Below are 25,183 nucleotides of genomic sequence, written 5' to 3'. Positions count from 1 at the left end.
CAGTCGGCGCTAAGCATTCAGCCCACCTCGCGTGGGCTTTTTATTTGAAGGGAGAAACACCATGGGTCAACTGATTGCAGGCACCTGCTACGTCAAGGTCGACGGCGCACAACTGACCATCAATGGCGGCTGCGAAGCCCCGCTGATGGCCGTCAAACGTGAAACCGTCGTGCCCGGTTTCTACAAGGAAACCGACATCGCACCGTCGTTCAAAGTGACCGCGCTGCACACCGCCGACTTCCCGCTGAAGAAGCTGATCGAAGGCACTGATATCACCGTCACCTGCGAATTCAGCAACGGCAAAGTCTACGTGCTGGCCGGCGCCTATCTGGTCGAGGAGCCAGTTTCCAAGGGCGACGACGCCACCATCGAACTGAAATTCGAAGGCATCAAGGGGACCTGGCAATGAGCGCCGCCGTGAAGCTTCAAGTAGCAATCGAAGCCCACGGCGAGCCACTGACCGAACTCGTTCTGCGTCGTCCGACGGTGCAGGAAGTGCGAGCGATCAAGGCGCTGCCGTACAAGATCGACAAGAGCGAAGAAGTCAGCCTCGACATGGACGTGGCGGCCAAATACATCGCCGTGTGCGCGGGCATTCCGCCGTCGTCGGTCAACCAGCTCGATCTGGCTGACCTCAATGCGCTGAGCTGGGCCGTTGCGAGTTTTTTCATGAGTGCGGCGTCGGCGCCATCACCGACCTGATCGCCGTCGCCTATGACCTGGCCTGGTTCTGGAAGGTTGACCCCGAACAGATGATGGCCAGGCCACTGGATGTGCTCCGCGAATCGCTGGAGCACGCGCAACGGATCAATGCGATGCAGCAGGTGCAGTGATGGCAGACGAAGAGAAGAAAACCCCGAAACCGGTGCTGATCACTGGCATCGATGAACTCTCGCCCAAACTGGGCGCCCTGCGCATGAAGGTTGAGAGTTTTAAAAACAATCTCGAGCAGACCGGCCTCGGCAAACTGGACATCAGTGGTCTGTTCAACGGCGGCAGCGTGATCACGCCGTTTGTAGACGGCATCAAATCGGCCGCAGCGTTCCAGGGCAAATTGAGCGAAGTCAGCGACACGGCGAAAACCGTCGATCTGCCCGCCGCGCCGACAGCAGCGACGCAGAACATGAACGTGTTCAGTGCGTCGATGCAGAAGGTTTCGGCGGCGGTGGACGCCGCGCTGGTGCCGGCGGTGGGGGCCTTGGTGGTCGGGCTGGAACCGATGCTGACGCAGGTCGGCAGCCTGCTCGCCGACAACCCGAAACTGGTTGAAGGCCTGGCGGCGGGGGCAATTGCCTTCTCCGCTATGCAAACCGCGGTCACCGGTATGACGCAGGTGATGGACGTCATGAGCATGGTGCTCAAGACCAACCCGATCATGCTGATCGCCATGGGCATTGCCGTGGCGGCCGGTTTGATCGTGGCCAACTGGACGCCGATCAGCGCGTTCTTCAAAGGGATGTGGGAGGGCGTGAAAAACATCGGGGCGAGTGCGATGGCGACGTTGCGCTCGGTACTCGACTGGCGACCGCTGGCGGCACTGGCTGCGCTGTGGGAACCGGTCACGGCATTTTTCTCCGGAGTCTGGGACAAGGTGATGGCCGTGACGGCGCCAGTGATCGACTTCTTCAAGTCGGTTTTCTCGTGGTCGCCTGCGGGGATGATCATTGAAAACTGGGGGCCGCTGACCGGCCTGTTCTCGGCGATCTGGGAATTGCTCAAGGCCTTGAGTGTGCCGGTGATGGCATTTCTCAGAAACCTGTTCGATTTCTCGCCGATGCAGATGCTTACCGATGCGTGGGGTGGTGTCGTGAGGTTCTTCGAACCGATGTTCAGCGGCCTGCTAGAAGTCGCGCTACCGGCTAAAGAATTCCTCGTGTCGCTGTTCGACTTCTCGCCAATGCAGATGATCACCAGCGCCTGGGGAGGCGTTATTGCGTATTTCCAGCCGATATTGACGACGCTGCAATCGGCTGTGCAAAGCACCCGGGATACTTTGCGGGCACTGTTCGATTTTTTCCCGATGGAAATGCTCACCAGCGCCTGGGGTGGAGTTGTCGGGTTCTTCGAACCGATCTGGATGGCGCTGCAAACGTCTGTGCAGCGAGTCAGAGGCTTTTTCACCAGCCTGTTCGAGTGGTCACCGCTGGAGCAGATTGCCCAGTATTGGCAGCCGATCGGTGAGGTCTTTTCGGCGCTCTGGGGCGTTGTGTTGGCGCTGTCCGCGCCGGTCGTGGACTTTCTGCACAGCCTGTTCGAATGGAAACCGCTGGATCAGATCATCGAGAGTTGGGGGCCGATCACCGAGTGGTTCGGCGAGTTGTGGCAAAAGCTGCAAACCGTCATTGCGCCGATCAAGGAGTTGTTCGACGGTGGCTTCGCCGGACTGATCGCCAAAGTCACCGGCAAAGTTGAAACTCTCACTGAAGCACAACGCCAGACCAATGCCGAAGGCAAAGGCGAACTGGCACCGGCGTTCTTCGCTGCCAGTCCGGCGCCTGCTGGCAACGGCGCCCTGCAAAGCGGTTCGTTGCCACAAACCTCCAGCGCGCTGATCCAGCAAAGCGCCGCCAACAACCGTACGCAACTCGAAGGCGGTCTGACCGTGCGCTTCGAAAATGCGCCGGCCGGCCTGCGCACCGAACAACCGCAAACCAATCAACCTGGCCTGGCCGTGTCTTCACGCATCGGCTATCGCTCGCTGTCGATGGGAGGTTCCCAATGAACTGGCGTGACCGTTTATTGCCGGCATCCTTTCGCGGTGTCGGTTTCTGGATCGACCAGGCGAAAACCCCGGTCGGTCGCAAAGGGCAGTTGCATGAATACCCGCAGCGCGATCTGCCGTTTTTCGAGGACCTCGGCCAGCAGGCCAAGACCCACGATCTGACGGCGTTCATCATCGGCCCTGATTGCCTGGAACAACGCGACAAGCTGCTCAAGGCGCTGGAGCAGGGCCGTGGCGAGCTGGTGCATCCGTGGCTTGGACGCCTGCAAGTCAAGGTCGGCGAATGCGACATGACCCACACCCGCCAGGACGGTGGGCTGGTGACGTTTGCATTGAAGTTCTATCCCGACCAACCCCTGCCGTTTCCGACCGCTACGGTCAGCACGCAGAAAGTGCTGCTGGCCAAGGCCGACGGGCTGCTGGGTTCGGCGGTGGCGCGTTTCGAACAAGCGATGACGCTGATCAAGGCCGCGCGGATCGGCATCACCAACCTGCGCAACAGCCTTACCGGCGTCTATGAAGTGATCAAGGAGCAATTGAAACCTTTGATCGAGCAGTACCGCCAGATCACTGAACTGGTCAAGGCCGTGAAGGAGCTGCCCAAGGAAGTGGCGGCAGAATTCAAGGGTTTGCTCGGCGATATCCAGGAACTGAAAGCGTTCGCCAAGGAAGGCTACCGTGGCGTGATTGCCGACGTGTCGCAGCAACTCGAAGCGATTCGCAAGGCCGATGCGCCGAAGATCACCACCGGCAAGGACACCAATGCCGCAGCGCAAGCGATGGCCGATCTGGTGCAGGACACGCTGATCGTCAAAGTGGCGCAGTGGGTCGCGTCGATGCCAGTGGCCACCCGAGCGCTGCAACTGCCGTCGACGCCCACCGTTGCTCAGCAGGCTCATCAGCAAGTCACCCGCCCGGAAGTCCCGGCCACGGATGATTTGCAGGCGCTGCAAAAGGATTTGGTCGAGGCGCTGCAAGGGGCGAAAAACAAGGCCGATCCTGAGCACTATCAAGCCATCAGTGACGTGCAGGATGCCTTGGTTGCGCACCTCAAAGCCGTGGCGTCCTCGGGCGTGCGACTGGTCAGCAAAACCTTTCAGGAAAGCCTTCCGGCACTGGTCATAGCGTACAAACAGTTTGGCGACGCCACGCGAGTCACCGAAGTCGTGCAGCGCAACGGCGTGACCAATCCGTTGTACCTCCCGCAAAGCGATGTGAAAGTCTCCAGGGAGTGAACCATGGACGAGTTGGATAACCACGTCACACTGACGGTTAACGGCATGGAATACGGCGGCTGGAAAAGCGTCGAAATCACCGCCGATCTCGAGCGTCAGTTCCGCACCTTCAAGCTCGACATTACCTGGCAATGGCCGGGGCAGGCGGTGAGCAAACCGATTAAACCCGGCGACCCCTGCGAGGTGAAAATCGGCAAGGATCTGGTGCTCACCGGTTACGTGTTCAAGGCACCGATCCGCTATGACGGGCGGCAGATCAGCCTGACCATCGAAGGCAGTTCGAAAACCCAGGATCTGGTCGATTGCGCCGCCCGTAACCTGCCCAGCCAATGGCAGCAACAACCCTTGCTGACTATCGTCCGCGATCTGGCGAGCGAATATGGACTGTGGGTCGTCAATGAAATCAGCGACACCACACGCCTGACCAAACACACCATCGTGCCGGGTGAAACGGCATTCCAGTCGATCGACCGATTGCTCTCGCTGCTGCGGGTGTTTTCCACCGACAACGAGCTGGGCCAGTTGGTGCTGGCCAAACCCGGCAGCGGCGGCCGCGCCAGCGATGCGCTGGAGCTGGGCAAGAACGTCCTGTCGGCCAGTGCGCCGATGGATTTCAGCCAGGTGTTCTCCGAGTACCGGGTGATCGGTCAGCAAAAAGGCTCGGATGCGAAAAGCGGCGCGGCGGTCAGCGAAGTCGAGTCGACCGCGGCCGATCTGAGTTTCAAACGGCGGCGCACCACGGTGATCAATGAAGGCACGCAACTGACCTTTGAGTTGGCGCAGCAGCGTGCCCAATGGGAAAGCGCGACTCGCATGGGCCGTGCGCAGACCACCACCTATCAGGTGCAGGGCTGGCGGCAGAGCAATGGCGATTTGTGGCGCCATAACACGCTGGTCAAGGTCAAGGACCCGGTGCTGGATTTCGATGGCGACATGCTGATTTCCAAGGTCACTTATTCGTTGTCGGCGCAGGGTTCGGTGACCACCTTGCAAGTGGCGCCGCCGCATACCTTTGATCCTGATCCGACGCCCCCGAAGCAATCCCAGGCCTGACGCAGGATCCTGCTGGCGACAATGGCCCCTGTGGGAGCGGGCTTGCCCGCGATAGCGGTCGTGACAACAAATACATTTTTTCCCTGACACACCGCCATCGCGGGCAAGCCCGCTCCCACAGGGTTTGTGTCGACAAAGTCTAAGGAAACCCATGAGCCTACTGACACGCCTGCTGGCGCGCGGCACTGTCGTGCTCGCCAATTCGGCAACCAAGCTGCAATCGCTGCAAATGCGCCTCACCGCCGGTGAAGTCAACGACGACCTCGAACACTTCGAACCCTACGGTTTCACCAGCCATCCGTTGGCTGGCGCTGAAGGGGTCGTCACCTTCATCGGCGGCGACCGTTCCCACGCCATCGCCCTGGTCATCGCCGACCGTCGCTATCGCCTGCAAGCGCTCGCTGCCGGTGAAGTGGCGATCTACACCGACGAGGGCGACAAAATTCATTTCAAGCGCGGGCGGATCATCGACATCGAAACCGCCACGCTGAACATCCGCGCCAGCAGCGCGGTGAACTTCGACACGCCGGTGATAAACCAGACCGGCAAGATCGTTTCCACCGGTGATCAACTGGCTGGCGGCATCAGCCAGATCAAACACGTGCATGTTGGCGTGCAGGCCGGTAACGGTCAGACCGGCGCGCCGGCAGGAGGCCAGTGATGTTCATCAGCCAGAACCTCCACGCCGCGCTGACCCGCGCCGTGCTCATCAGTCTGTTCACCTGGCGTCGCGCCGCTGATGACGACGCCCTCGATGATGAAGAACGCTTCGGCTGGTGGGGCGACAGTTTTCCCACGGTTGCCGACGATCGCATCGGCTCGCGGCTGTGGCTGCTGCGCCGGGTCAAGCTGACCCGGCAGACGCAAATGGACGCCGAATTTTATGCCCGCGAAGCCCTGCAATGGCTGCTCGACGACGGCCACTGCAGCGCCATCGACATCATCAGCGAACGCCTCGACGCCCAGCGCCTCAACCTGCGCACGGTCCTCACGCTGGCCGACGGCGAACGTCTGGACATCAACCCCGATAACAGTTGGCAGGTGATCTATGCCGTTTGAAACCCCTTCGCTGCCGGTGCTGATCAAGCGCACCCAAAGCGACCTGGCCGGCGATTCGCTGCGCCAGTCCGATGCGCAAGTGCTCGCCCGCACCCTCGGCGGCGCCGCTTATGGCTTGTACGGTTATCTCGACTGGATTGCCGAGCAGATCCTGCCCGACAAAGCCGATGAGTCAACCCTGGAACGCATCGCCGCGCTGCGCCTGAATCAGCCGCGCAAAGCCGCGCAGGTGGCTACCGGCAGCGTCAGTTTTACCGCCACTCCCGGTGCGGTGCTCGACGTCGACACTCTGCTGCAAGCGAACGATGGCCGCACCTACAAAGTCACGACCGCGCGCACCACGGTCAATGGCAGCAACAGCACCACGATTGCGGCGCTGGAGGCCGGCAGTCTGGGCAACGCTGATGCGGGTTTGACGCTGACCCCGGTGCAACCGATTGCCGGGATTGTCGGCAACAGCTTCGTGGTGCTGGCGCCGGGCCTCAGCGGCGGTGTGGCGCGGGAAAGCCTCGAATCGCTGCGCTCGCGGGTCATCCGTTCCTACCGCGTGATTCCCCATGGTGGCGCGGCCAGCGACTACGAAACCTGGGCGCTGGAAGTGCCGGGCGTGACGCGGGCGTGGTGCCGGGGCGGCCTGCTCGGGCCGGGCACGGTGACGGTGTTCATCATGCGTGATGAAGACCCGCAACCGGTGCCGAACGATGAGCAGTTGGCGGAGGTTCAGGAGTACATCGAACCGCTGCGTCCGGTGACCGCGGAAGTGCACGTGCAGCGACCGGTTCAGGTGCCGGTGGTGTATCGCTTCAAGAGCGTCAATCCGGACACCACCGCCGTGCGCGCCGCCGTTGAAGCGCAGTTGCGCGATCTGCACAACCGCGAGGCCGATCTCGGTGTGCCGCTGCTGATCAGCCATATCCGCGAAGCGATCAGCAGCGCCGGCGGCGAATACGATCACACGCTCACTGCTCCGGCCGCTGACGTGCCGGCCGGGCAGAGCGAACTGCTCACCTTCGGAGGCTGCGTATGGGGGGCATAAGAACCGACGCGCAATACCAGGCGCAGTTGCGCGCCTTGCTGCCCAGTGGCCCGGCATGGGATCCGGAGCGGGTGCCCGAGCTTGAGGAAGTGCTGCAAGGCGTCGCCGTCGAACTGGCCCGTCTGGATGCGCGCGCCGCCGATCTGCTCAACGAAATGGACCCGGCCGGCGTCAGCGAACTGGTGCCGGACTGGGAGCGGGTGATGAACCTGCCCGACCCGTGCCTGGGCGCCACGCCACTGTTCGACGACCGCCGCCTCGCCGTACGCCGCCGCTTGCTCGCGGTCGGCAGCCAGGCTGTCGGCTACTACCTCGACATCGCCAAAAGCCAGGGTTACCCCAACGCCAGCATCACCGAACACGAAGCCCCACGCATGGGCCGCGCCCGGTTTGGTTCGGCGCATTGGGGCACTTGGGAAGCGCAGTTCATGTGGACGCTCAACACCGGCGGCCGCCTGCTGCTCGGCCGCCGTTACGGCGCGAGCTACTGGGGCGAGCGCTTCGGCGTCAACCCGGGCTCGGCGCTGGAATGCCTGATCCACCGCAGCGCGCCGGCGCATACCAAGGTGCACATCAATTATGACTAGGGAGGGATGAGCAGATGGACTATCCGAATAGCGTGCCCAGCGCCGGGCTGGTGAATGGCAAATTTGTGGATGAGAACCCCATGACGGGGACGCCGGGATCGTTGATCCCGGCGGACTGGGGTAACGGAGTTACGCAGGAAATTCTCAACGTGATCAAGGCGGCGGACCTGACGCCTGACGAGAAGAAATACGATCAGTTGTTGCAGGCGATTCAGAGCGTTTCGGCCAAGGGCTGGAATTTGGATTCGGCGTTGCCGATTGGCGCCTTGCCAACCGCCACCGTCGCTACGGCGGACGGGCGATTGCCAATCACACCGACCGCGTTTGCTACCAGTGGCGGTCGGTTATCTATTCTGCCCGGCGTACTGATCAGCCTGGGCCAAGAGGTGCTGGCAGGTCAGTTGGGTCGTCCGCGCACATTTACGACACAAGCGTGGAGCAGTGCCGATCTTTTGCCCAACTCTGGTTACTTTCTGCGTGCGCAAGTGGTTGCGGGCCTGCTGACCTTCTACATGCAGCGCGGCACGATTTATGACGCTACACCGGAGGGTTTGAAGGGCACGAACAATGGAGCGGCGGGAGGCGGTTTCCAATCGACGACGCTGGATCTTTGTCTGGCATGGGTGGTGACGGCTGGTCCCGGCTCGGTACCAATTGTCCGGCCGATTTATAACCGCAGTCGCTTGTCGTGGACGCAAACAATCAGCGGTAATGGTGTGGTGTACCTGCCACTTGACCCGCATGCTCGTGCCGCTCGTCTGGTGGTGGGCAACGCGACGCCGCATCCGACGCAAGTCACAGCTGTGAATTTTGCTACACCCGGATGGCTGGGCGCCAACTACTGTTTTCTCAACCCGAAGGTTGCCACGTCGAGCAACTGGGACGGCTGGGCCAATGCGGGTGAGACGGTGCGGGTTATTACCAACAACGAGGTGAATGACACAACCGTTTCGACATTGACCGCCAGCTTCGACCACAGCATGTTGCGTTCCCTGTGGCAGACCTATCAAGCCGAACACGCCTTCGGTGCTGATAACGGAACAAGTGACGAATTGCTGTTGAGCATGGGTATTAAAAATATCCTTCCAAGCGACTACTCCAACGGTATTGCGATCAACTTTACAGCAGCGGTGAATATCAATCTTTCCTGGGAGTTGATCCGATGATCATCATTCAAGAAATGCATCAGTTCGAGGACGGTTTGCGTGCTGCACAGCCTTCTCCTGCCCATGAGTGGGTCGCTGAAGCATGGCAGCTCAATACGGGCAGGGTCGCCGAACTGGAACTGCTGGAAGCCGAACGCCTCTGCGGCATGATCGACGCCGCTGCTGATAACGTCCGCTCGGTGCTGGCCGGCGACCCGCTCAAAGCCATGGAATACGCCCAGGCCGCCGCCGACGCGCAGGCTTATCAGGACGCCGGTTACCCAAAAAAAGAAGTGCCGCTGTCGGTCGCCGCGTGGGTTGTCAAAGGCCGCAGCGCCAAACAGGCCGCCGAGCAGATTCTGAGTAAGGCGGAGCAGTTGACTGACCATTTGCTCACTCTGCGCACTTTGCGCCTGAAGGCCAAGGCGCAGATTCGCGCACAGGCGGGCAAGGGCAAGGTCGATTTGGCGCGTGGCGCCGCAGACGATGCGTTGATCGGGATTCGTGCCCTGATCAACGGTATATCCAGCTAGGCAACAAGGTCCACTTCTACGTCACCGACGCCACGCGATATGGGCTTGTTTAGTTTGTACATCATTTGGCCTGTGGCGCCCCGCGCGACCGCAAGGATCGAAGTCATCGTTAAGGAAAAAGACAATGGATTATCCAATCAGTGTGCCAAGCGCAGGCTTGGTCAATGGCATGTTTGTTGATGAGGACGCGCTCGCGGGCACACCCGGCTCGTTGATTCCCGCGAGATGGGGCAACGGCGTGACGCAGGAAATTCTCGGCGTTGTGCGGGCTGCTGGAATGACACCGACCGAGACTTCAAATACACAAATGCTCGACGCGCTACGTAGCTCGCAGCTCTTCAAAACCCCGGCGCAATTCGATTTCAGCCGTTCAGTGGCTACGGCCGAGTTCGTGCAGCGTGCACTGGGCAATCACGCAGGGTCTCGTGACATCGCAGCCACGGCGCAACTTTCTCTTGCGGATGTGGGATGGGCGATCGGCCTGGGCGGAAACTCGGCCTATACCGTGTCTTTGCCAGACATCAAGTCAGTTCCCAATGGCGCAACGTTCACGCTGCATTGCCGTAGCAACGCCCCGGTCACTATTGCCTGTACAGGCATTGCGAAAATAAGCCCGCAAGGAGCTGAACTGACCTCGATTGTCATGAACAGTGGTGAGAGCGCCACCGTCGTCAGGGAAAACGGAGTCTGGGCAGTCCACGGCACCGCGAGTCTCAAATATGCCGCACTGTTTTCAGGGTTGACGGCTAACCCCGGGTATCAGAAGCACGCCAGTGGAAACATAGATCAATGGGGGACCGGCATTACGGATGCCAACGGTGAAATGTGGGTCAATTTCCCGGTTTCCTTCCCGAATGGTTTTTTCTCATGTGTCGCCAACCATGCCGGTGGCGAAGCGGCCATCGTGATTGTTGTCGGAGGCACCGCCACCAAGCAAGGCGTTCGCTTGAAAGTGCGCAACGCGGTCAACCAGCCTGGCGCTGGCTGGACCGTGTTTTATTTTGCCAAGGGTTATTGAATGAATACTACCAACGTGCTTTTCAGCGCCGGTACGCGAGGCGTGTATGTACCGGGTATCAATTCGTCGGACATTCCTGACGATGTCATCGAAATTCCCCAAGCCTATTGGATCTCGCTGCTGCAGCAACTGTCGGTCACCGCGAAAGTTATTGGCGTGCATGCTGAAAGCGGTTATCCGGTCCTGGTCGATCCACCGCCTCCTTCGGCAGAGGCGGCCGCAGGCTTCGAGCGCACCTGGCGCAACGCCCAGCTTGCCGCCACTGACGGCCTGGTCGCACGCGACCGTGATGAACTGGAGGACGGCGGCGGCACAACATTGACCACTGAACAATATGCCGAACTGCAAACTTATCGACGGGCGTTGCGCGAGTGGCCGCAAGGCTCATTCTTCCCGTCCAGCGCGCATAGGCCGGTGGCACCGAGCTGGCTGCCTGCTGCGCTTTAAATCATTAGGGACGTGATATGGATTATCCGAAAAGCATTCCGGGCTCAGGTCTGGAAAACGGCAGGTTTGTCGACGAAGACCCGATTGCAGGGACGCCGGGGTCACTGATCCCGGCGAGTTGGGGGAACAGTGTTACCGAGGAAATACTCAATGCAATCACGGCTGCTGGCCTGACACCTGATGAAAATCAGACCCATCAATTGGCTCAAGCCATTCGAGAGTTGTCCAGACCTGATCCGCTGCAAGCGTTTCCGGTGCAGGTCTATCGCAAGAATCTGTTGATCAATGGCGATTTCAGAATCTGGCAGCGTGGTGCGAGCAATCAGGCGCCAAATGTCGGCGGGTACGTGGCTGATCGTTTCCGTTGTGACTGGAACGGAAACGCCGGAGTGAGCATCACGCGGCAAAATTTTGCGCTCGGGCAAGGCGAGGTCTCTGATGAACCGGCCTGTTTCCTGCGCTGGCAGCAAACGTCCGCAGGGGCGGGAGCTACCGTTCACAAAATCTCCCAGAATATAGAGTCGGTCAGAACGCTCGCCGGAAAAACGGCAACGCTGACGTTTTGGGCTCGATCCGATGCCGTGCGGCCTTTGCAAATAACGATTGCGCAGCAATTCGGAGTAGGTGGATCGGCAGCCGTTGGGAAACTGATTGATACGTTTCAACTGAACACAGTGTGGACGCGCTACACCGCAACGTTTCAGGTGCCCGCCATTGCGGGGAAAATGCAAGGCAGCGGCGACTGTCTGACATTGGCGTTCGATCTGCCTCTCAACGTTCTGCAAACGGTCGATCTGACACAGATCCAATTGGAGGAGGGGCCTGTGTCCACTCCCTTTGAGCTTCATCCCTTAGCGCAGGAGCTGGCGTTATGTCAGCGCTATTACGAAAAGTCATTTGCTTCCGGGTTGCCGGTCAAAGCCAATAATGGCACCAATACGTGTATCTCGACGTTTACTCAGGTCCCGGCAGGAAATATCGGCCAATACGGGATGACGATCGGCTTTCTGGTTCAGAAAAGGGTTCAACCGACTGTCACTGCCTATAGCCCGGCAGACAGCAGTAATCAGGTCTGGAATCAAACGATCAGCAAAGCTTGCACCGGCACGCTACTTCAAGGCGTAACGGATCGTAGTATTTCTTTTGCCACTGTCACGCCAGTCGGCAGCGCACCGGGGCAGACTTTACAACTGGAATGGACAGCGGACGCTGAAATCTAGGAGCGACACTCATGGCTTATCAACTAAGCGCTTGCGGCGTGTTGCGCCTGGCTGACTGTGCATTTATTCCACAGGACTCCAACAATCGCGACTGGCTAGAGTTCCAGCAGTGGCAGCTCTCGGGCGGGCAGGTGCTACCGGCGGATGGGGTACTCGCTGAAACTGGTGCAACCGGCACCCTGAAAACTCTGGCAAATAAATGGCTGGCAAGCATCAGCCGCCAGCCGTGATTCAATCGGGGCAACATCCAGGGAGGATCAAGCATCATGCAATTAACTGAAAAACACCTTATCGACATCATGCCCAACGCCCGCTCCCAAGCGGGCGTTTTTGTTTCGCCACTCAACACCGCGATGGCCAGGCAGCGCATCGATACGCCAAAACGTATCGCGGCTTTTCTGGCACAGGTCGGTCACGAGTCGGGCCAATTGCGTTACGTGCGCGAACTGGGCAACAACCAGTACCTGAGCAAATACGACACCGGCACGCTGGCGCTGCGTCTGGGCAATACTCCGGAAGCCGACGGCGACGGGCAAAAGTATCGCGGGCGTGGACTGATTCAGATCACCGGCCGGGCAAATTATCGTCAGTGCAGTCTCGGCTTGTTTGGCGATGAGCGTCTTTTGTCGTTGCCCGAATTGCTCGAGCAACCGCAATGGGCGGCCGAATCGGCGGCGTGGTTCTGGGGGCAGAAGGGCTTGAATGAACTGGCCGACGCGGACCAGTTCAACACCATCACCCGCCGGATCAACGGCGGGTTGAATGGCTTGCAGGATCGACTCGAGATCTGGGCACGGGCGAGGGCGGTGCTATGTCCGGCTCCTGGCGCGTGATGGGTCTGTTGCTGCTGGTGACCGGGGCGTTTGCAGCGGCATGGCAGTTTCAGGACTGGCGCTACGGGCGGCAATTGGCCGAGCAGGCGCGGTTAAACGCCGAAACCCTCAATCAACTGACGCAGACCGCCGCCACCGCGCAACAGGCCGAGCAGGATAGACGCCTGGCACTGGAGCAGCGGCTCGCGGCCAGTGAGCAAACCCATTATCGAGCGCTGAGCGATGCCCAACGTGATCAGGATCGCTTGCGCGATCGCCTTGCTACTGCCGATGTGCGGCTGTCAGTCCTTCTCGATGCCGGCGACGTTGTCCACGGCTGTGCGGTGCCAGCCGCCGCCGGCACCGGCGGCGTGGATCCTGCAACCGTACGCGCCCGACTTGACCCGGCGCATGCTCAACGAATTATCGCCATCACCGACACCGGCGACCGTGGATTGATTGCGTTGCAGGCCTGTCAGGCCTATGTCAGAGCGCTGGCGCCCGAACATCTTGAATGATCTTGTGTATTGAAAGCATGGCCGGCTCGTGTACGGTGAAGGCATTCCACACGATTCGGAGCTCGCCGTGAAAGAGACCACTCAACTGGCCGCAGAACTGGGCCGACGTCTGCAAGTGCTCAATGCTCATGTCACTACCGCCGAGTCCTGTACCGGTGGCGGTATCGCCGAAGCGATTACGCGGATTCCGGGCAGTTCGGCCTGGTTTGAAGCGGGTTATGTGACGTACTCCAATCGGCAGAAAACCCGGCAGCTGGATGTGCCAGGCGATTTGTTCGAGACGGTAGGGGCGGTCAGTCGCGAGGTGGTCGAGGCCATGGTGCGTGGTGCGCAGCATCACAGCCTGGCGCATTTTGCCGTGGCGGTCAGCGGTGTCGCCGGCCCCGACGGTGGCACGCCGAACAAACCGGTGGGCACAGTGTGGCTGGCCTGGGGTGTGGGCGATGAGGTTTACACTGAAGTTCAGCACTTCCCCGGCGGTCGTGATGAAGTCCGCCGACAAACGGTGAAGGCCGCGCTAGAGGGGCTTGTGCGACTAGCGGCACGAGAAATCGAAAATCAGGGGTAGGCGATCTTCGAACGCTGTGGAATAATACTGGCTACTTATACAGGTGTTGGCCGTCAGGCCTTATTGATTACGTGAGGACTTTAATGGACGACAACAAGAAGAAAGCCTTGGCTGCGGCCCTGGGTCAGATCGAACGTCAATTCGGCAAGGGTGCCGTAATGCGTATGGGCGATCAGGACCGTCAGGCGATCCCGGCCATCTCTACTGGCTCTCTGGGTCTGGACATCGCACTCGGCATCGGCGGTCTGCCAAAAGGCCGTATTGTTGAAATCTACGGTCCTGAATCCTCCGGTAAAACCACACTGACCTTGTCCGTGATCGCCCAGGCGCAAAAAGCCGGCGCGACCTGCGCATTCGTCGACGCCGAGCACGCCCTCGATCCAGAGTACGCCGGCAAGCTGGGCGTCAACGTTGACGACCTGCTGGTTTCCCAGCCGGACACCGGCGAACAGGCCCTCGAAATCACCGACATGCTGGTGCGCTCCAATGCCGTTGACGTGATCATCGTCGACTCCGTGGCGGCACTGGTACCGAAGGCTGAAATCGAAGGTGAAATGGGCGACATGCACGTCGGCCTGCAAGCACGTCTGATGTCTCAGGCGCTGCGTAAAATCACCGGTAACATCAAGAACGCCAACTGCCTGGTCATTTTCATCAACCAGATCCGTATGAAAATCGGCGTGATGTTCGGCAGCCCGGAAACCACCACCGGTGGTAACGCGTTGAAGTTCTACGCTTCGGTTCGTCTCGACATCCGCCGTACCGGTGCGGTGAAGGAAGGCGACGAAGTGGTCGGCAGCGAAACCCGCGTCAAGGTTGTGAAGAACAAGGTGGCTTCGCCGTTCCGTCAGGCCGAGTTCCAGATTCTTTACGGCAAAGGCATCTACCTCAACGGCGAGATGATCGACCTGGGTGTGCTGCACGGTTTTGTCGAGAAGTCCGGCGCCTGGTACGCTTACGAAGGCACCAAGATCGGTCAGGGCAAGGCCAACTCGGCCAAGTTCCTGGCGGACAACCCGGAAATCGCCGCGAAGCTCGAGAAGCAGCTGCGTGACAAGCTGCTGTCGCCAGCGGTGATCGCGGATTCCAAGGCCTCGGCGGTCAAAGAGACCGAAGACGACCTGGCCGACGCTGATCTCTGATACCAGCGATGACCACCGCCGTACTGGATACCCTCGTCGCGGTGCGGCGAACCGCCATGGACCTGCTCGCACGTCGCGAGCATGGTCGAGTCGAGTTGACGCGTAAGCTGCGTCAGCGCGGCGCCGAGGCGGAGCTGATCGAAACAGCCCTCGACCGTTTGACGGAAGAGGGTCTGCTTTCCGAAGCCCGTTACCTTGAAAGTTTTGTCTCCTACCGTGCCCGTTCTGGCTATGGCCCCCTGCGAATTCGCGAGGAGCTCAGCCAGCGGGGTTTGCAACGTACCGATATCGAAATCGCCCTGCGCGAAAGTGGTATCAATTGGCAGGCGCAGCTTCAGGATACGTGGCAACGTAAGTTCTCCGGACATTTACCGATTGATGCGAAAGAACGGGCCAGGCAAGGCCGGTTTCTGGCGTATCGGGGGTTCTCGATGGAGATGATCAACCGCTTGTTCAGCGGTCGAGGGATGGACGATTAGACCGATTCAACAAAAAAGGCCCGCTATTTTTTAGAAAATAGCGGGCCTTTTTTTTGCCTTCAAATTACGTTGAAAGGCTCGCGTGAGCGTTGTGCAGTGGGCGGTTTTGAATCGGCCCAGTTTTCCGGCAGATTGATAAAGTCCACCAACTCCCTCAGACGACCATGGGTACGGCCATTGAAGGCAAAGGCCAGCCGTGCCAGATGGCTGAACTGCGCATCGTCGTGTTCTTCGCCGCTGTAGGCATGTTGGTGGAACTGGTCGCTCAGGCACAGATCAGCAAACTCCTCCTGCATCCGCGCCAGTGCGTGGTCGCTGAGCTTGTGGTTCATGCGAATCACAAATTGCCGCTTGAGCCAGCGGCTGGAGTGGAAGTTGCTGTAGAACTGATTGATCTCTTCCACCGCTTCTTCAACGCTGTAGACCAGTCGCATCAGCTTCATATCGGTCGGCAGGATGTAGCGGTTTTCTTCCAGCTGATTGCGGATGAAGTCCAGCGCGCCTTGCCAGAACGTCCCGCCCGGAACATCCAGCAACACCACCGGCACCAATGGGCTTTTGCCGGTCTGAATCAGCGTCAGCACTTCCAGCGCTTCATCAAGGGTGCCAAACCCGCCCGGGCACAGCACCAGCGCATCGGCCTCTTTGACGAAGAACAGTTTGCGGGTGAAGAAAAAGTGGAATGGCAACAGATTGTCGGTGCCGTCGACAGTAGGGTTTGCATGTTGTTCGAAGGGCAGGGTGATATTGAAACCCAAGCTGTGATCTCGACCGGCTCCTTCGTGGGCGGCGGCCATGATGCCGCCGCCGGCGCCGGTGATGACCATCATCTCTGCGCGTGTCAGTGCTGCGCCGAGTTCGCGGGCCATTGCATACAGCGGATGCTCCACTGGCGTACGTGCCGAGCCGAACACGGTAACTTTGCGCCGCCCCTTGAATTGCTCGAGTACACGAAATGCTTGCTCCAGTTCACGCAGGGCTTGCAGGGTGATCTTGGCGTTCCAGCGGTTGTGGTCTTCCTGAGCCATGCGCAGCACGGTCAGGATCATGTCACGGTAGATGGGGATGTTCGGGCTGTTGGTGGAAATATGACTGAGTTGGGCTTCGACCTGGCTGATGAGGTCGCCGCTTTCCTGAAAATGACGGCTCAAGAGGTCGTTCGGTTGATAAGGCATTCAACGTCTCCTTCTGTACAGGGCGGGTAGCCCGGACAACCAGCGTCCGGGTCGCACTGCAAAAACACACAGGGCCGGCAGTTCCATTTCTGCCGTTAACGAATGATCGGGAATACTCTCAATCTAGACCCTCGCACGCATTCGCGCTGACTTGAACAGTGCGCTGTAACGTTTTGTCTGGCAACCGCTTACTGATTTGCGCCAAAGCCCCGCCGCTCGTCTGAACGTATCGCAAAGGGCCATCACTCTGATTTACTCAAATACAGACGTCGCAAGACAACCTTGCGTTTGCGCAAGGCAAAGCAATTCAAGGATTCGTGGGTGGCAAGGAGGCGGGATGCATGGTCAGAGTGGTTCTGGAGATCGATACGCAGTTGTATCGAATGTTGCAGGAGTCGGCCGAGACGCATCAATTGAGTCTCGAAGAAGAGTGCTGCCGACGATTGGCCGGCGGCGAGCGTCGCTCGCGCTATCTGCAGGCGCTAGTGGCGGAATTGCGCGCCGAGGATGAGCAGCGGCGCGCCAAGGCTTCGCGCTGATTACTTCTTCTTCGCTGGCGCGGCTTTCGGGCAATCGGATTCCTGGTAACTGGCCGAGCCGATCGCTTTGTTGGTTTTCACTTCGGTGAAGTCGTAACGCATGATCGCGCCCTTGGCCATCAGCTTGCGGTACGACGGGTTGTTGCACACCGACGCGCCCAACTGGAAATACACAGCCTTGGGATCGGCGCGCATCTTGTCGGCGTGGCTCTTTTGCACGCTCAGATGGTTGATCAGCTGCGTGCCTTCGACGGTGTAGCCTTGATCAAGAATGTCTTCATTGATCGCCCGTGGCGTGCCGACGCTGCTTTGGGCGGCGACGTTGCGCAGCTCTCGGTTCAGATTCTGCTCACTCAGGGACGCAGCCTGAGCGGTAAAGGACGACGCCAGCAGAATGGCAGCGGTGGGAACGATAAGGCGCAGCATGAAACTCTCCTGATTCGGTGACTGGTGGTTCGACCCGTCACGGGGCGGTGCGTTCAGTGGCGGCGAATTATAGGGGAGCCGGTCTGGACGGTACAGGCTTGTGGCCGACGCTCTGGTAAACTGCCGGCCTTTATTGCCCTGCCGAGTGTTTTTCGTGTCGAGTTTCCCTGTCAGCCGGTGTTGCCTGCGATGAACCATGCCCCCAACGCCGTGGCCCGCCTGCGCGATCAGCGCGAGGACGAAGGCATCAAGCCGATTCAGGCGCGCGGCTTTCGCTCCGAGCGTTGCCGCGATTGCCGGGTCATCATCAGTCATTGCCTGTGCGCGTGGCGGCCAAGCGTCGACACCCGTTCCGGCGTGTGCCTGATCATGACCGGCAAGGAAGTGTTCAAGCCAAGCAACACCGGTTGGCTGATTGCCGATGTGGTGCGCGACAACCATGCGTTCATCTGGTCACGCACCGAGCCCGACCCGCAGATGCTTGCACTGCTCAACGATCCGCAATGGCAGCCGTACCTGGTGTTTCCGGGTGAGTATGTCGAACCGTCGCGGGTGACCAACACGGTGACAGTCGATAGCAGCAAGCGCCCGCTGTTCATTTTGCTCGATGCGACCTGGACCGAGGCGCGCAAGATCTTTCGCAAGAGTCCGTATTTCGACCGCTTGCCAATCCTCAGCCTGCTGCCCGACAAACTCTCGCGCTATCGCTTGCGCCGTTCGACCCGCAGCGAGCACCTGTGCACCGCCGAAGTCGCTGCGTTGTGCCTGGAGCTGGCCGGTGACAGCGATGCCGCCTCGGCGCTGGACGCCTATTTCGATGTGTTCAGCCAGCATTACCTCGGTGCCAAGCAGCAACTGGACATGAATGAATCAACGCCCGCCCATGCCGAGCTGCTGCCCTATATACGAAAGCCGCAGCCGGAGTTGGCCCGATAGTGGCCCATACTGTCGACAGCGCTGGCCATCTTGCTTGACCACCCCGGCTGCGCTGGGCATGCTTGGCGCCGATTAGGGTGCGGCCAAGGTTTGAGACGCCGTGTTTGCTGTTGATTGGCGTCGAACGTGCCCCTGTGGATATCGCTTCCAAGCGTTGTCTCGAGTTGCTTTGGCCAGACCGGAATCTACCGCGTCTGCCATCAAAAACAGGATCATTTGAAAAATGGCCACATACGACATCCTGATTGCCGATGATCACCCCCTGTTTCGCAGCGCCCTGCACCAAGCGGTCACGCTGGGCCTTGGCCCGGACGTGCGACTGGTGGAGGTGGCGAGCATTGCCGAACTGGAAGCGCGCCTGACCGAGAAGGCTGACTGGGATCTGGTCCTGCTGGACCTGAACATGCCCGGCGCCTACGGTTTTTCCGGGCTGGTGCTGCTGCGCGGGCAGTATCCGCAGATTCCGGTGGTGATGGTCTCGGCCCAGGAAGAAGCTTCGGTGATGGTCAAATCCCGCGAGTTCGGCGCCAGTGGCTTCATTCCCAAATCCAGCGATCTGAGCGTGATTCAGGAAGCGGTGCGCAAGGTGCTCGATGGCGACGTGTTCTGGCCGCCGCAAGCGTTCGAAGCAGTCAGCGTGTCGGATGAGGCGAAAGCTGCCAGTGATGGCCTCGCCAGCCTGACGCCGCAACAGTTCCGCGTGCTGACCATGGTCTGCGAAGGTCTGCTGAACAAGCAGATCGCTTATGAGCTGAGCGTGTCGGAAGCGACCATCAAGGCCCACGTCACGGCGATCTTTCGCAAATTGAACGTGCGCACTCGCACGCAAGCGGCTTTACTGCTGCAACAACTTGAGTCAATTCCGAGCCAGTGATGGCTGGCGGTTTCACGCTTTTTTGACTTTCGTTGATCTAGCTTCCCCACACCTTTTTGGCTGGTTTCTTTCTTATGTCACCTTTCAAGGGCCAGACCGGCCTGAAACGCATCCTCAACGCGTCCGGCTATTCGCTCGATGGCCTGCGCGCCGCCTTCACTGGCGAAGCGGCATTCCGCCAACTGGTGCTGCTCAACGTGGTGCTGATTCCGCTGACATTCTTCCTCAATGTCAGCCGGGTCGAGCAGGCGCTGTTGATTGCCGTGTGTTTGCTGGCGCTGATTGTCGAGTTGCTGAATTCGGCGGTGGAAGCGGCCATTGACCGCATCTCGCTGGAATTGCACCCGCTGTCGAAAAACGCCAAGGACATGGGCAGTGCCGCGCAATTTGTCGCACTGAGCATGATCGCTTTGGTGTGGGCAGTGATTCTGCTTTAAGCAATCGTCGGCAAAACGATCTCGTCGCTGCGCTGCACCCCGGCGGTGAATGCTCGGCACAGCTCGAGAAACTCGCGCATCGCTGAAGTCTGGTACTTCTGTTTGTGCCAGATGAAATAGAACTGCCGGGCCAGGTCCAGATCCGGCGTCTCCACCGGCACCAGACTGCCGCGCCGGAAGGCATCGCGCAGCGCCAGCCGCGAAATGCAGCCAATCCCCAAGCCAGATTCCACTGCACGTTTGATCGCTTCGGTGTGTTCCAGCTCGAGACGAATATTCAGCGCGCTGCGATGGTGACGCATGGCCTGGTCGAAGGTCAGCCGCGTGCCGGAACCCTGTTCCCGCAGAATCCATGCCTCATGGGTCAGCTCTTCCATTGTCGCACTGCCGCGTTTGGCCAACGGATGCTGCGGCGCGCAAAACACCACCAGCTCATCCTCGACCCAACTCTGCACTTCGATGTCCGGGTGGCTGCAATCGCCTTCGATTAGACCCAGATCAATTTCGTAGTGGGCGACCTGCTGCACGATATTGGCAGTGTTCTGCACGTGCAGCTTGACCTGACTTTCCGGGTGGCGCTGCATGAAGCTGCCGATCAGCAGGGTGGCCAGATAGTTGCCAATGGTCAGCGTCGCCCCCACTGATAACGAGCCGAAACCGGATTTGCCATTAAGCAGGTCTTCGATTTCCTTGGCCTGGTCGAGCAGGGCCACCGCTTGCGGCAACAGTTGTTTGCCGAGGGCGTTGAGGCTCAGGCGTTTGCCGGCGCGGTCGAACAGCTGGCAGCTGGACTGGCGCTCGAGCTCGGTGATCGAAGTGCTGGCCGCCGATTGCGAGAGGTTGAGCAGACCCGCAGCACGGGATACGCTTTCCTGCTGGGCGACGGCGACGAAGACTTGCAGTTGACGGAGAGTAAATCGCATATCGATATAACCGATAACCCTTATCTTAATAATCCAGTTAACAGATATTGTCGTCGCTATTAGAATGCGATGCAATTGCGCACGTTGAGCCTCATTGAGCCGCGCAGACCAATCTCCAGGAGTCAAACGTACATGAGCAACATGAACCACGAGCGTGTCCTCAGTGTTCATCACTGGAACGACACTCTGTTCAGCTTCAAGTGCACCCGCGATCCGGGCCTGCGCTTCGAGAACGGTCAGTTCGTGATGATCGGCCTGCAACAGCCCAATGGCCGCCCGCTTATGCGCGCTTACTCGATCGCCAGCCCGAACTGGGAAGAGCATCTCGAGTTCTTCAGCATCAAGGTGCAGGACGGTCCGCTGACCTCCCAATTGCAGCACTTGAAGGAAGGCGACGAGATCATCATCTCGAAGAAGCCTACCGGCACGCTGGTTCTTGATGACCTGAACCCGGGCAAGCACCTGTACCTGCTGAGCACCGGCACCGGTCTGGCGCCGTTCATGAGCGTCATTCAGGACCCGGAAACCTACGAGCGCTTTGAGAAAGTGATCCTGGTTCACGGTGTGCGTTACGTCAACGAAGTCGCCTACCGCGAATTTATCACCGAGCATTTGCCACAGAACGAATTCTTCGGCGAGGCGCTGCGTGACAAGTTGATCTACTACCCGACCGTGACCCGCGAGCCGTTCGAGAATCAGGGCCGCCTGACCGACCTGATGCGCAGCGGCAAGCTGTTCAGCGATATCGGCCTGCCACCCATCAACCCGCAGGACGACCGCGCAATGATCTGCGGCAGCCCAAGCATGCTCGACGAGACCAGCGAAGTGCTCGACAGCTTCGGCCTGAAAATCTCGGCGCGGATGCGCGAGCCGGGTGATTACCTGATCGAGCGTGCGTTCGTCGAAAAATAACCTGCGATACCTGTGGGAGCGAGCCCGCTCGCGAAAGCAGTCTGTCATTAAGATTGATGTTGACTGACACGACGCCTTCGCGAGCAGGCTCGCTCCCACAGTTGGTTTTTGGGTGTGACAGTAAAAGCCCGCGTTGCCTGAGAAGGCAGCGCGGGCTTTTTCGTTTGCGGGTTTTATGCCTTGGCCGGGATGACTTCCAGCACGCGGATCTGTTCGGGCGTCGGGTAATGCCAGCGCACGTCCAGATCCCAGAACTGCGCACCATATTCACGTTCCGGCGCCGGTGTCTGATACGCCGGACGCGGATCCTGCGCCAGGCACTGCTCGATCAACTCAACCAATGGCTCTTCAAGCCGCTGAGCGTGGGTGTGCGCTTGTTTCAAGGCTGACTCCACCCACTGGACGTCGATCAACTGCGGCGCCGCGCTGGCGATGTCATTGGTTGCCCCAGGGATGATGTCGGCATACGGCACATACGGTTTGATATCCAGCACCGGTGTGCCGTCGAGAAGATCGATCCCGGAGATAAACAGCCGATTACCTTCGACCCTGTCCAGCTTCACCACCGACTGGCCAATGCCGTTCGGCCGGTGCGTGGCGCGGGTGGCGAACACGCCCATCGACTTGTTGCCGCCCAGGCGTGGCGGGCGCACTTTCAGTCGCGGTTTGTCTTCCAGGGCTTGGTGGAACAGAAACAACAGCCACACATGGCTGACCTGCTCCAGCCCCTGCACGGCGTCACCCTGGTCGAACGGCGCGACCAGTTCCAGCACGCCACGGGCGGCCGGGGCCAGTTGTGGCTGGCGGGGGATGGCGAACTTCTCCTTGAAGCAGGAGCGCACGAAGCCGATGGGGGAGACGCTGTAAGTCATGGTCTGGGATCGAAGCGGGTAGGGCGGGCATGATAACCCGGCTCGCTTCAAGTCTGGTGGTGACAGGGCGGACGCCATCGCTGGCAAGCCAGCTCCCACAGGTTTTTGAGTGAACCCGGATTGTTCAAACACCCAAGAACCCTGTGGGAGCTGGCTTGCCAGCGATAGTCACACCGCCGATGTCAGAGGCTGAACCCACCATCAAGAGGAATGATATTCCCGGTCATATAAGCCCCCGCCGTACTCGCCAGGCTGATCGCCAGCGCCGCCATCTCTTCCTCACGCCCCCAGCGCTTCATCGGAATCAGCGCCGTATCCTCAGCCAACGCATGTTCATCATTACCAATATGCTGGGTCATCTTGCTCGGAAATCGTCCCGGCGCAATCACGTTGACGTTGATGTGCTGGCTCACCAGTTCTCGCGCCAGAATTCGCGACAACTGATGCAGAGCGGCCTTGCTCGGCCCATAGGCGTAAGCCTGCTCGCCAAACGAAGAAATCCCCGCCACCGAACCGATATTGATGATCCGCGCCGGATTCGCCGCCGAACCAGCCTTGCGCAACAACGGCAGAAACTGCTGGATGCAACTGAACACCGACGTCACGTTGAGCTGCATGACCTTTTCCCAGCCCTTGACCGGATAACTCTCCAGCGGCGCGCCCCACGTGGTGCCGGCGTTGTTCACCAGAATGTCCAGATGCGTGATCTGCTCGGCCAAGCGCGCGGCCAGTTCCTGCACTCCTTCTTCCGTCGCCAGATTCGCCGCCACGCCGTGGCAAGTGCCGAAGGCACTGAGTTCTTGCGCCGTTTGATGACAGGCTTCGGCGTCGCGGGAGCAGACGAACACTCGGGCGCCAGCCTCGACAAAGGCCTTGGCGATCATTTTGCCGATACCACGGGTGCCGCCGGTCACCAGAGCGGTGCGGCCTTGCAGGGAAAAGTACGGGTGCATGGCGAATCCTGAGGGCTAGGGGTCAATACACCCTAGTCGCCAGCCGCAAAAAACGGAGCCACTATTTTCGAAGGGAATGAACGGTCATGCGCTGCGGTGGCGACCATCAGTCGCCACCGCAGAAGGGCATCAGGCCGGGCGAACGCGCAGGGTCAGACCCTTGAGGAAGTTGCGCAGCAACTGATCGCCGCACGGACGGTAGTTGGTGTGGCCGACCTTGCGGAACAGAGCGCTCAGTTCGGGCTTGGACACCGGAAACTCGGCGGCTTTGAGGATCGCGTGCATGTCGTCTTCTTTCAGTTCGAAGGCCACACGCAGTTTTTTCAGGATGATGTTGTTGGTCACCGGCACTTCGATCGGCTGCGGCGGACGGCTTTCGTCCTTGCCGCGTTTGAAGATCACCAGGCCGTCGAGGAAGTGCGCGATGACTTCGTCCGGGCAGCGTACGAAGCCTTCTTCGTCTTCTTCTTTCTTGTCGAGCCAGGTGATGACATCGGCGAGCGTGACGTCCATGCCGCCCAGTTTGATGATCTCGACAACTTTCTTGTCGCTGATGTCGAGCATGTAGCGCACGCTGCGCAGTACGTCGTTATGAACCATGTCGGTATTCCTGATGCGTTGTGGGCAGCGCTCGCGGGCGCTGCCGGAATGTGTGGCGGCAGTGGAAGTTCTAGAACTTCTCTTTGCCGGACAGGTAGCGCCATTGGCCAACCGGGACCTTGCCGATCGACACGCCGCCGATGCGGATGCGGCGGATGCCGATGACCTTCAGGCCGACCGCTTCGCAGAACTGCGCGATGATTCCCGGCTGCGGGTTTTTCATGGCGAAGCGCAGGCGGTTTTCGTTCTGCCAGCTGGCCTTGACCGGCGGCAGCTCCTTGCCCTTGTGCGTCAGGCCATGTTGCAGGCGGTTGAGGCCGTGGGCAGCCATCTCACCTTCGACTTCGACGATGTATTCCTGCTCGATCTTCGCCGCGTCGGCGGTGAGTTTGCGCAGGATTTTCCAGTCTTGGGTGAACACCAGCAGGCCGCTGGCCTTGGGCTGCAGGTCGGCGCTGGCGGTCAGGCGCAGGAAATGCCCGCGCAACGGACGCTTGCCGTAGCGATGCTCTTCGCTGAGGGTTTCGGCGCTGAGCGATTGCATGGCGCTGTCGACATCCATGCCGGCGGGCGCGTTAAGCAGGATGGTCACCGGCTCCGGCGCGGTGGCCTTGGCGTCCTTGTCGAGCTCGACCTTTTGCTCGCCGACCTTGAATTGCGGCTCATCGATGACTTCGCCGTCCACGGTGACCCAGCCGCCCTCGATGAACAGCTCGGCCTCCCGGCGGGAGCAACCGACCAGTTCGATGAGGCGTTTGGAGAGGCGGATCGGGTCAGTCATGACGGGGCCGTAACAAAAAAGGGGTGGGCATTGTACCTGTGTGGAAGCGGTTAAGCCCGGTTCCATTTGCAGGGTGTTGGTATTCCCTGTGGGAGCTGGCTTGCCTGCGATGGTATCAACTCGGTATTTCTCGTACACCGCGGCGTCTGCATCGCTGGCAAGCCAGCTCCCACAGGGTTCC

At 59.7% G+C, this 25,183-nt stretch carries 31 protein-coding genes and 1 pseudogene; 25 read left to right on the top strand and 7 right to left on the bottom strand.

Annotated features, from left to right (window positions below; translation table 11 throughout):
* Positions 1-61 precede the first annotated feature (61 nt).
* From ACV8MC_RS01125 to recX, 20 genes and pseudogenes are all read left to right on the top strand, one after another.
* Positions 62-409 (top strand): phage tail tube protein, encoded by a 348-nt coding sequence (locus tag ACV8MC_RS01125; protein WP_007908779.1) that lies wholly within the window; start codon positions 62-64, stop codon positions 407-409.
* Complete coding sequence (locus ACV8MC_RS01120) at positions 406-702, top strand: phage tail assembly protein (protein ID WP_024011858.1); 297 nt, start codon at positions 406-408, stop codon at positions 700-702. Before ACV8MC_RS01125 ends, ACV8MC_RS01120 begins: the two co-directional genes overlap by 4 nt.
* A gap of 130 nt (positions 703-832) precedes the next feature.
* Positions 833-2,732: pseudogene (locus tag ACV8MC_RS01115) on the top strand (phage tail protein).
* Positions 2,719-3,957: a DNA circularization N-terminal domain-containing protein gene (locus tag ACV8MC_RS01110; protein WP_122603271.1), complete on the top strand. Its 1,239-nt coding sequence runs from the start codon at positions 2,719-2,721 to the stop codon at positions 3,955-3,957. Before ACV8MC_RS01115 ends, ACV8MC_RS01110 begins: the two are co-directional and overlap by 14 nt.
* A gap of 3 nt (positions 3,958-3,960) precedes the next feature.
* The gene (locus ACV8MC_RS01105) at positions 3,961-5,010 is read left to right on the top strand and encodes a phage baseplate assembly protein (protein WP_457264197.1); all 1,050 of its coding nucleotides are present in this window, start codon (positions 3,961-3,963) and stop codon (positions 5,008-5,010) included.
* Positions 5,011-5,161: 151 nt separating this feature from the next.
* A complete protein-coding gene (locus ACV8MC_RS01100; protein ID WP_056783277.1) occupies positions 5,162-5,671 on the top strand; it encodes a phage baseplate assembly protein V in 510 nt (169 codons plus the stop codon).
* Entirely contained in the window at positions 5,671-6,069 is a 399-nt protein-coding gene (locus tag ACV8MC_RS01095; RefSeq protein WP_016771422.1) for a phage GP46 family protein, read from the top strand. Before ACV8MC_RS01100 ends, ACV8MC_RS01095 begins: the two co-directional genes overlap by 1 nt.
* On the top strand, positions 6,059-7,105 hold the full coding sequence (locus ACV8MC_RS01090) for a baseplate J/gp47 family protein (RefSeq protein WP_323167455.1): 1,047 nt from the start codon (positions 6,059-6,061) through the stop codon (positions 7,103-7,105). Before ACV8MC_RS01095 ends, ACV8MC_RS01090 begins: the two co-directional genes overlap by 11 nt.
* Positions 7,093-7,692: a YmfQ family protein gene (locus tag ACV8MC_RS01085; protein WP_457264194.1), complete on the top strand. Its 600-nt coding sequence runs from the start codon at positions 7,093-7,095 to the stop codon at positions 7,690-7,692. Before ACV8MC_RS01090 ends, ACV8MC_RS01085 begins: the two co-directional genes overlap by 13 nt.
* A 14-nt stretch (positions 7,693-7,706) precedes the next feature.
* On the top strand, positions 7,707-8,858 hold the full coding sequence (locus ACV8MC_RS01080; RefSeq protein WP_406228387.1) for a phage tail protein: 1,152 nt from the start codon (positions 7,707-7,709) through the stop codon (positions 8,856-8,858).
* Positions 8,855-9,370, top strand: a complete 516-nt coding sequence (locus ACV8MC_RS01075) for a phage tail protein (RefSeq protein ID WP_095180513.1) — start codon at positions 8,855-8,857, stop codon at positions 9,368-9,370. The genes ACV8MC_RS01080 and ACV8MC_RS01075 overlap by 4 nt, the downstream gene beginning before the upstream one ends.
* A gap of 124 nt (positions 9,371-9,494) precedes the next feature.
* Positions 9,495-10,388, top strand: a complete 894-nt coding sequence (locus ACV8MC_RS01070; protein WP_095180514.1) for a gp53-like domain-containing protein — start codon at positions 9,495-9,497, stop codon at positions 10,386-10,388.
* Positions 10,389-10,835, top strand: coding sequence for a phage tail assembly chaperone (locus tag ACV8MC_RS01065; RefSeq protein ID WP_095180515.1), 447 nt, complete (start codon positions 10,389-10,391; stop codon positions 10,833-10,835).
* Between the two features lie 17 nt (positions 10,836-10,852).
* Positions 10,853-12,055: a carbohydrate-binding protein CenC gene (locus ACV8MC_RS01060; protein WP_457264190.1), complete on the top strand. Its 1,203-nt coding sequence runs from the start codon at positions 10,853-10,855 to the stop codon at positions 12,053-12,055.
* Between the two features lie 11 nt (positions 12,056-12,066).
* Positions 12,067-12,285 (top strand): hypothetical protein, encoded by a 219-nt coding sequence (locus ACV8MC_RS01055; RefSeq protein WP_095180517.1) that lies wholly within the window; start codon positions 12,067-12,069, stop codon positions 12,283-12,285.
* Positions 12,286-12,321: 36 nt separating this feature from the next.
* Positions 12,322-12,888, top strand: coding sequence for a glycoside hydrolase family 19 protein (locus ACV8MC_RS01050; protein WP_310214538.1), 567 nt, complete (start codon positions 12,322-12,324; stop codon positions 12,886-12,888).
* On the top strand, positions 12,867-13,385 hold the full coding sequence (locus ACV8MC_RS01045) for a lysis system i-spanin subunit Rz (protein ID WP_457264188.1): 519 nt from the start codon (positions 12,867-12,869) through the stop codon (positions 13,383-13,385). The genes ACV8MC_RS01050 and ACV8MC_RS01045 overlap by 22 nt, the downstream gene beginning before the upstream one ends.
* A gap of 67 nt (positions 13,386-13,452) precedes the next feature.
* Entirely contained in the window at positions 13,453-13,953 is a 501-nt protein-coding gene (locus tag ACV8MC_RS01040; RefSeq protein WP_041478216.1) for a CinA family protein, read from the top strand.
* 83 nt (positions 13,954-14,036) lie between these two features.
* Positions 14,037-15,095, top strand: a complete 1,059-nt coding sequence (recA, locus tag ACV8MC_RS01035; RefSeq protein ID WP_024011876.1) for a recombinase RecA — start codon at positions 14,037-14,039, stop codon at positions 15,093-15,095.
* Positions 15,096-15,103: 8 nt separating this feature from the next.
* Positions 15,104-15,574 (top strand): recombination regulator RecX, encoded by a 471-nt coding sequence (recX, locus tag ACV8MC_RS01030; protein ID WP_041478085.1) that lies wholly within the window; start codon positions 15,104-15,106, stop codon positions 15,572-15,574.
* Between the two features lie 59 nt (positions 15,575-15,633).
* Here recX and ACV8MC_RS01025 read toward each other — a convergent pair whose 3' ends face one another.
* Positions 15,634-16,749 carry an LOG family protein gene (locus ACV8MC_RS01025; RefSeq protein WP_457264185.1) on the bottom strand — a complete coding sequence of 372 codons (1,116 nt, stop codon included), beginning with the start codon at positions 16,747-16,749 and terminating at the stop codon, positions 15,634-15,636.
* A 341-nt stretch (positions 16,750-17,090) separates the two neighbouring features.
* Here ACV8MC_RS01025 and ACV8MC_RS01020 point away from each other — a divergent pair, with 341 nt between their 5' ends.
* A complete protein-coding gene (locus ACV8MC_RS01020; RefSeq protein WP_016770569.1) occupies positions 17,091-17,288 on the top strand; it encodes a hypothetical protein in 198 nt (65 codons plus the stop codon).
* Here ACV8MC_RS01020 and ACV8MC_RS01015 read toward each other — a convergent pair whose 3' ends face one another.
* Positions 17,289-17,714 carry a PA3611 family quorum-sensing-regulated virulence factor gene (locus ACV8MC_RS01015; protein ID WP_007908738.1) on the bottom strand — a complete coding sequence of 142 codons (426 nt, stop codon included), beginning with the start codon at positions 17,712-17,714 and terminating at the stop codon, positions 17,289-17,291. It lies immediately after the preceding gene.
* Positions 17,715-17,903: 189 nt separating this feature from the next.
* Between ACV8MC_RS01015 and ACV8MC_RS01010 the strand changes: the two genes are divergently transcribed.
* The 3 genes from ACV8MC_RS01010 (at position 17,904) to ACV8MC_RS01000 (ending at position 19,961) form a co-directional block, all read left to right on the top strand.
* Entirely contained in the window at positions 17,904-18,650 is a 747-nt protein-coding gene (locus ACV8MC_RS01010) for a tRNA-uridine aminocarboxypropyltransferase (protein WP_024011879.1), read from the top strand.
* Positions 18,651-18,873: 223 nt separating this feature from the next.
* Positions 18,874-19,524, top strand: coding sequence for a response regulator transcription factor ErdR (gene erdR / locus ACV8MC_RS01005; protein ID WP_016771412.1), 651 nt, complete (start codon positions 18,874-18,876; stop codon positions 19,522-19,524).
* Positions 19,525-19,598: 74 nt separating this feature from the next.
* The gene (locus ACV8MC_RS01000) at positions 19,599-19,961 is read left to right on the top strand and encodes a diacylglycerol kinase (protein ID WP_003222276.1); all 363 of its coding nucleotides are present in this window, start codon (positions 19,599-19,601) and stop codon (positions 19,959-19,961) included.
* On the opposite strand, the gene ACV8MC_RS00995 is transcribed toward ACV8MC_RS01000, so the two are convergent.
* Positions 19,958-20,884, bottom strand: coding sequence for a LysR family transcriptional regulator (locus ACV8MC_RS00995; protein ID WP_024011881.1), 927 nt, complete (start codon positions 20,882-20,884; stop codon positions 19,958-19,960). The two genes, ACV8MC_RS01000 and ACV8MC_RS00995, sit on opposite strands and share 4 nt — an antisense overlap.
* A 132-nt stretch (positions 20,885-21,016) precedes the next feature.
* On the opposite strand from ACV8MC_RS00995, the gene fpr reads away from it, so the two are divergent.
* On the top strand, positions 21,017-21,796 hold the full coding sequence (fpr, locus tag ACV8MC_RS00990; RefSeq protein WP_007908723.1) for a ferredoxin-NADP reductase: 780 nt from the start codon (positions 21,017-21,019) through the stop codon (positions 21,794-21,796).
* A 173-nt stretch (positions 21,797-21,969) separates the two neighbouring features.
* Here the strand turns inward: fpr and tsaA are convergent, their stop codons facing one another.
* The 4 genes from tsaA to ACV8MC_RS00970 all read right to left on the bottom strand — a co-directional run bounded on the left by tsaA (position 21,970) and on the right by ACV8MC_RS00970 (position 25,002).
* A complete protein-coding gene (gene tsaA, locus ACV8MC_RS00985; protein WP_252877591.1) occupies positions 21,970-22,668 on the bottom strand; it encodes a tRNA (N6-threonylcarbamoyladenosine(37)-N6)-methyltransferase TrmO in 699 nt (232 codons plus the stop codon).
* A 182-nt stretch (positions 22,669-22,850) separates the two neighbouring features.
* Positions 22,851-23,621, bottom strand: a complete 771-nt coding sequence (locus ACV8MC_RS00980; RefSeq protein WP_457264180.1) for an SDR family oxidoreductase — start codon at positions 23,619-23,621, stop codon at positions 22,851-22,853.
* 129 nt (positions 23,622-23,750) lie between these two features.
* Positions 23,751-24,221 (bottom strand): YehS family protein, encoded by a 471-nt coding sequence (locus ACV8MC_RS00975; RefSeq protein WP_056783315.1) that lies wholly within the window; start codon positions 24,219-24,221, stop codon positions 23,751-23,753.
* A 70-nt stretch (positions 24,222-24,291) separates the two neighbouring features.
* Entirely contained in the window at positions 24,292-25,002 is a 711-nt protein-coding gene (locus ACV8MC_RS00970; protein ID WP_056783317.1) for an rRNA pseudouridine synthase, read from the bottom strand.
* Positions 25,003-25,183: the final 181 nt, after the last annotated feature.

The sequence above is a fragment of the Pseudomonas sp. PK-RTE-24 genome (assembly GCF_054052265.1).
Note: the sequence above shows the minus strand (reverse complement) of the source record. Positions and strands in the feature narration are given on the sequence as shown.

What these genes read in the sequence shown, in the direction of transcription:
- ACV8MC_RS01125 (WP_007908779.1), top strand. Translation starts at nt 62, where the DNA reads ATGGGTCAACTGATTGCAGGCACCTGCTACGTCAAGGTCGACGGCGCA.
- ACV8MC_RS01120 (WP_024011858.1), top strand. Translation starts at nt 406, where the DNA reads ATGAGCGCCGCCGTGAAGCTTCAAGTAGCAATCGAAGCCCACGGCGAG.
- ACV8MC_RS01110 (WP_122603271.1), top strand. Translation starts at nt 2,719, where the DNA reads ATGAACTGGCGTGACCGTTTATTGCCGGCATCCTTTCGCGGTGTCGGT.
- ACV8MC_RS01105 (WP_457264197.1), top strand. Translation starts at nt 3,961, where the DNA reads ATGGACGAGTTGGATAACCACGTCACACTGACGGTTAACGGCATGGAA.
- ACV8MC_RS01100 (WP_056783277.1), top strand. Translation starts at nt 5,162, where the DNA reads ATGAGCCTACTGACACGCCTGCTGGCGCGCGGCACTGTCGTGCTCGCC.
- ACV8MC_RS01095 (WP_016771422.1), top strand. Translation starts at nt 5,671, where the DNA reads ATGTTCATCAGCCAGAACCTCCACGCCGCGCTGACCCGCGCCGTGCTC.
- ACV8MC_RS01090 (WP_323167455.1), top strand. Translation starts at nt 6,059, where the DNA reads ATGCCGTTTGAAACCCCTTCGCTGCCGGTGCTGATCAAGCGCACCCAA.
- ACV8MC_RS01085 (WP_457264194.1), top strand. Translation starts at nt 7,093, where the DNA reads ATGGGGGGCATAAGAACCGACGCGCAATACCAGGCGCAGTTGCGCGCC.
- ACV8MC_RS01080 (WP_406228387.1), top strand. Translation starts at nt 7,707, where the DNA reads ATGGACTATCCGAATAGCGTGCCCAGCGCCGGGCTGGTGAATGGCAAA.
- ACV8MC_RS01075 (WP_095180513.1), top strand. Translation starts at nt 8,855, where the DNA reads ATGATCATCATTCAAGAAATGCATCAGTTCGAGGACGGTTTGCGTGCT.
- ACV8MC_RS01070 (WP_095180514.1), top strand. Translation starts at nt 9,495, where the DNA reads ATGGATTATCCAATCAGTGTGCCAAGCGCAGGCTTGGTCAATGGCATG.
- ACV8MC_RS01065 (WP_095180515.1), top strand. Translation starts at nt 10,389, where the DNA reads ATGAATACTACCAACGTGCTTTTCAGCGCCGGTACGCGAGGCGTGTAT.
- ACV8MC_RS01060 (WP_457264190.1), top strand. Translation starts at nt 10,853, where the DNA reads ATGGATTATCCGAAAAGCATTCCGGGCTCAGGTCTGGAAAACGGCAGG.
- ACV8MC_RS01055 (WP_095180517.1), top strand. Translation starts at nt 12,067, where the DNA reads ATGGCTTATCAACTAAGCGCTTGCGGCGTGTTGCGCCTGGCTGACTGT.
- ACV8MC_RS01050 (WP_310214538.1), top strand. Translation starts at nt 12,322, where the DNA reads ATGCAATTAACTGAAAAACACCTTATCGACATCATGCCCAACGCCCGC.
- ACV8MC_RS01045 (WP_457264188.1), top strand. Translation starts at nt 12,867, where the DNA reads ATGTCCGGCTCCTGGCGCGTGATGGGTCTGTTGCTGCTGGTGACCGGG.
- recA (WP_024011876.1), top strand. Translation starts at nt 14,037, where the DNA reads ATGGACGACAACAAGAAGAAAGCCTTGGCTGCGGCCCTGGGTCAGATC.
- recX (WP_041478085.1), top strand. Translation starts at nt 15,104, where the DNA reads ATGACCACCGCCGTACTGGATACCCTCGTCGCGGTGCGGCGAACCGCC.
- ACV8MC_RS01025 (WP_457264185.1), bottom strand. Translation starts at nt 16,749, where the DNA reads ATGCCTTATCAACCGAACGACCTCTTGAGCCGTCATTTTCAGGAAAGC.
- ACV8MC_RS01020 (WP_016770569.1), top strand. Translation starts at nt 17,091, where the DNA reads ATGGTCAGAGTGGTTCTGGAGATCGATACGCAGTTGTATCGAATGTTG.
- ACV8MC_RS01015 (WP_007908738.1), bottom strand. Translation starts at nt 17,714, where the DNA reads ATGCTGCGCCTTATCGTTCCCACCGCTGCCATTCTGCTGGCGTCGTCC.
- ACV8MC_RS01010 (WP_024011879.1), top strand. Translation starts at nt 17,904, where the DNA reads ATGAACCATGCCCCCAACGCCGTGGCCCGCCTGCGCGATCAGCGCGAG.
- erdR (WP_016771412.1), top strand. Translation starts at nt 18,874, where the DNA reads ATGGCCACATACGACATCCTGATTGCCGATGATCACCCCCTGTTTCGC.
- ACV8MC_RS01000 (WP_003222276.1), top strand. Translation starts at nt 19,599, where the DNA reads ATGTCACCTTTCAAGGGCCAGACCGGCCTGAAACGCATCCTCAACGCG.
- ACV8MC_RS00995 (WP_024011881.1), bottom strand. Translation starts at nt 20,884, where the DNA reads ATGCGATTTACTCTCCGTCAACTGCAAGTCTTCGTCGCCGTCGCCCAG.
- fpr (WP_007908723.1), top strand. Translation starts at nt 21,017, where the DNA reads ATGAGCAACATGAACCACGAGCGTGTCCTCAGTGTTCATCACTGGAAC.
- tsaA (WP_252877591.1), bottom strand. Translation starts at nt 22,668, where the DNA reads ATGACTTACAGCGTCTCCCCCATCGGCTTCGTGCGCTCCTGCTTCAAG.
- ACV8MC_RS00980 (WP_457264180.1), bottom strand. Translation starts at nt 23,621, where the DNA reads ATGCACCCGTACTTTTCCCTGCAAGGCCGCACCGCTCTGGTGACCGGC.
- ACV8MC_RS00975 (WP_056783315.1), bottom strand. Translation starts at nt 24,221, where the DNA reads ATGGTTCATAACGACGTACTGCGCAGCGTGCGCTACATGCTCGACATC.
- ACV8MC_RS00970 (WP_056783317.1), bottom strand. Translation starts at nt 25,002, where the DNA reads ATGACTGACCCGATCCGCCTCTCCAAACGCCTCATCGAACTGGTCGGT.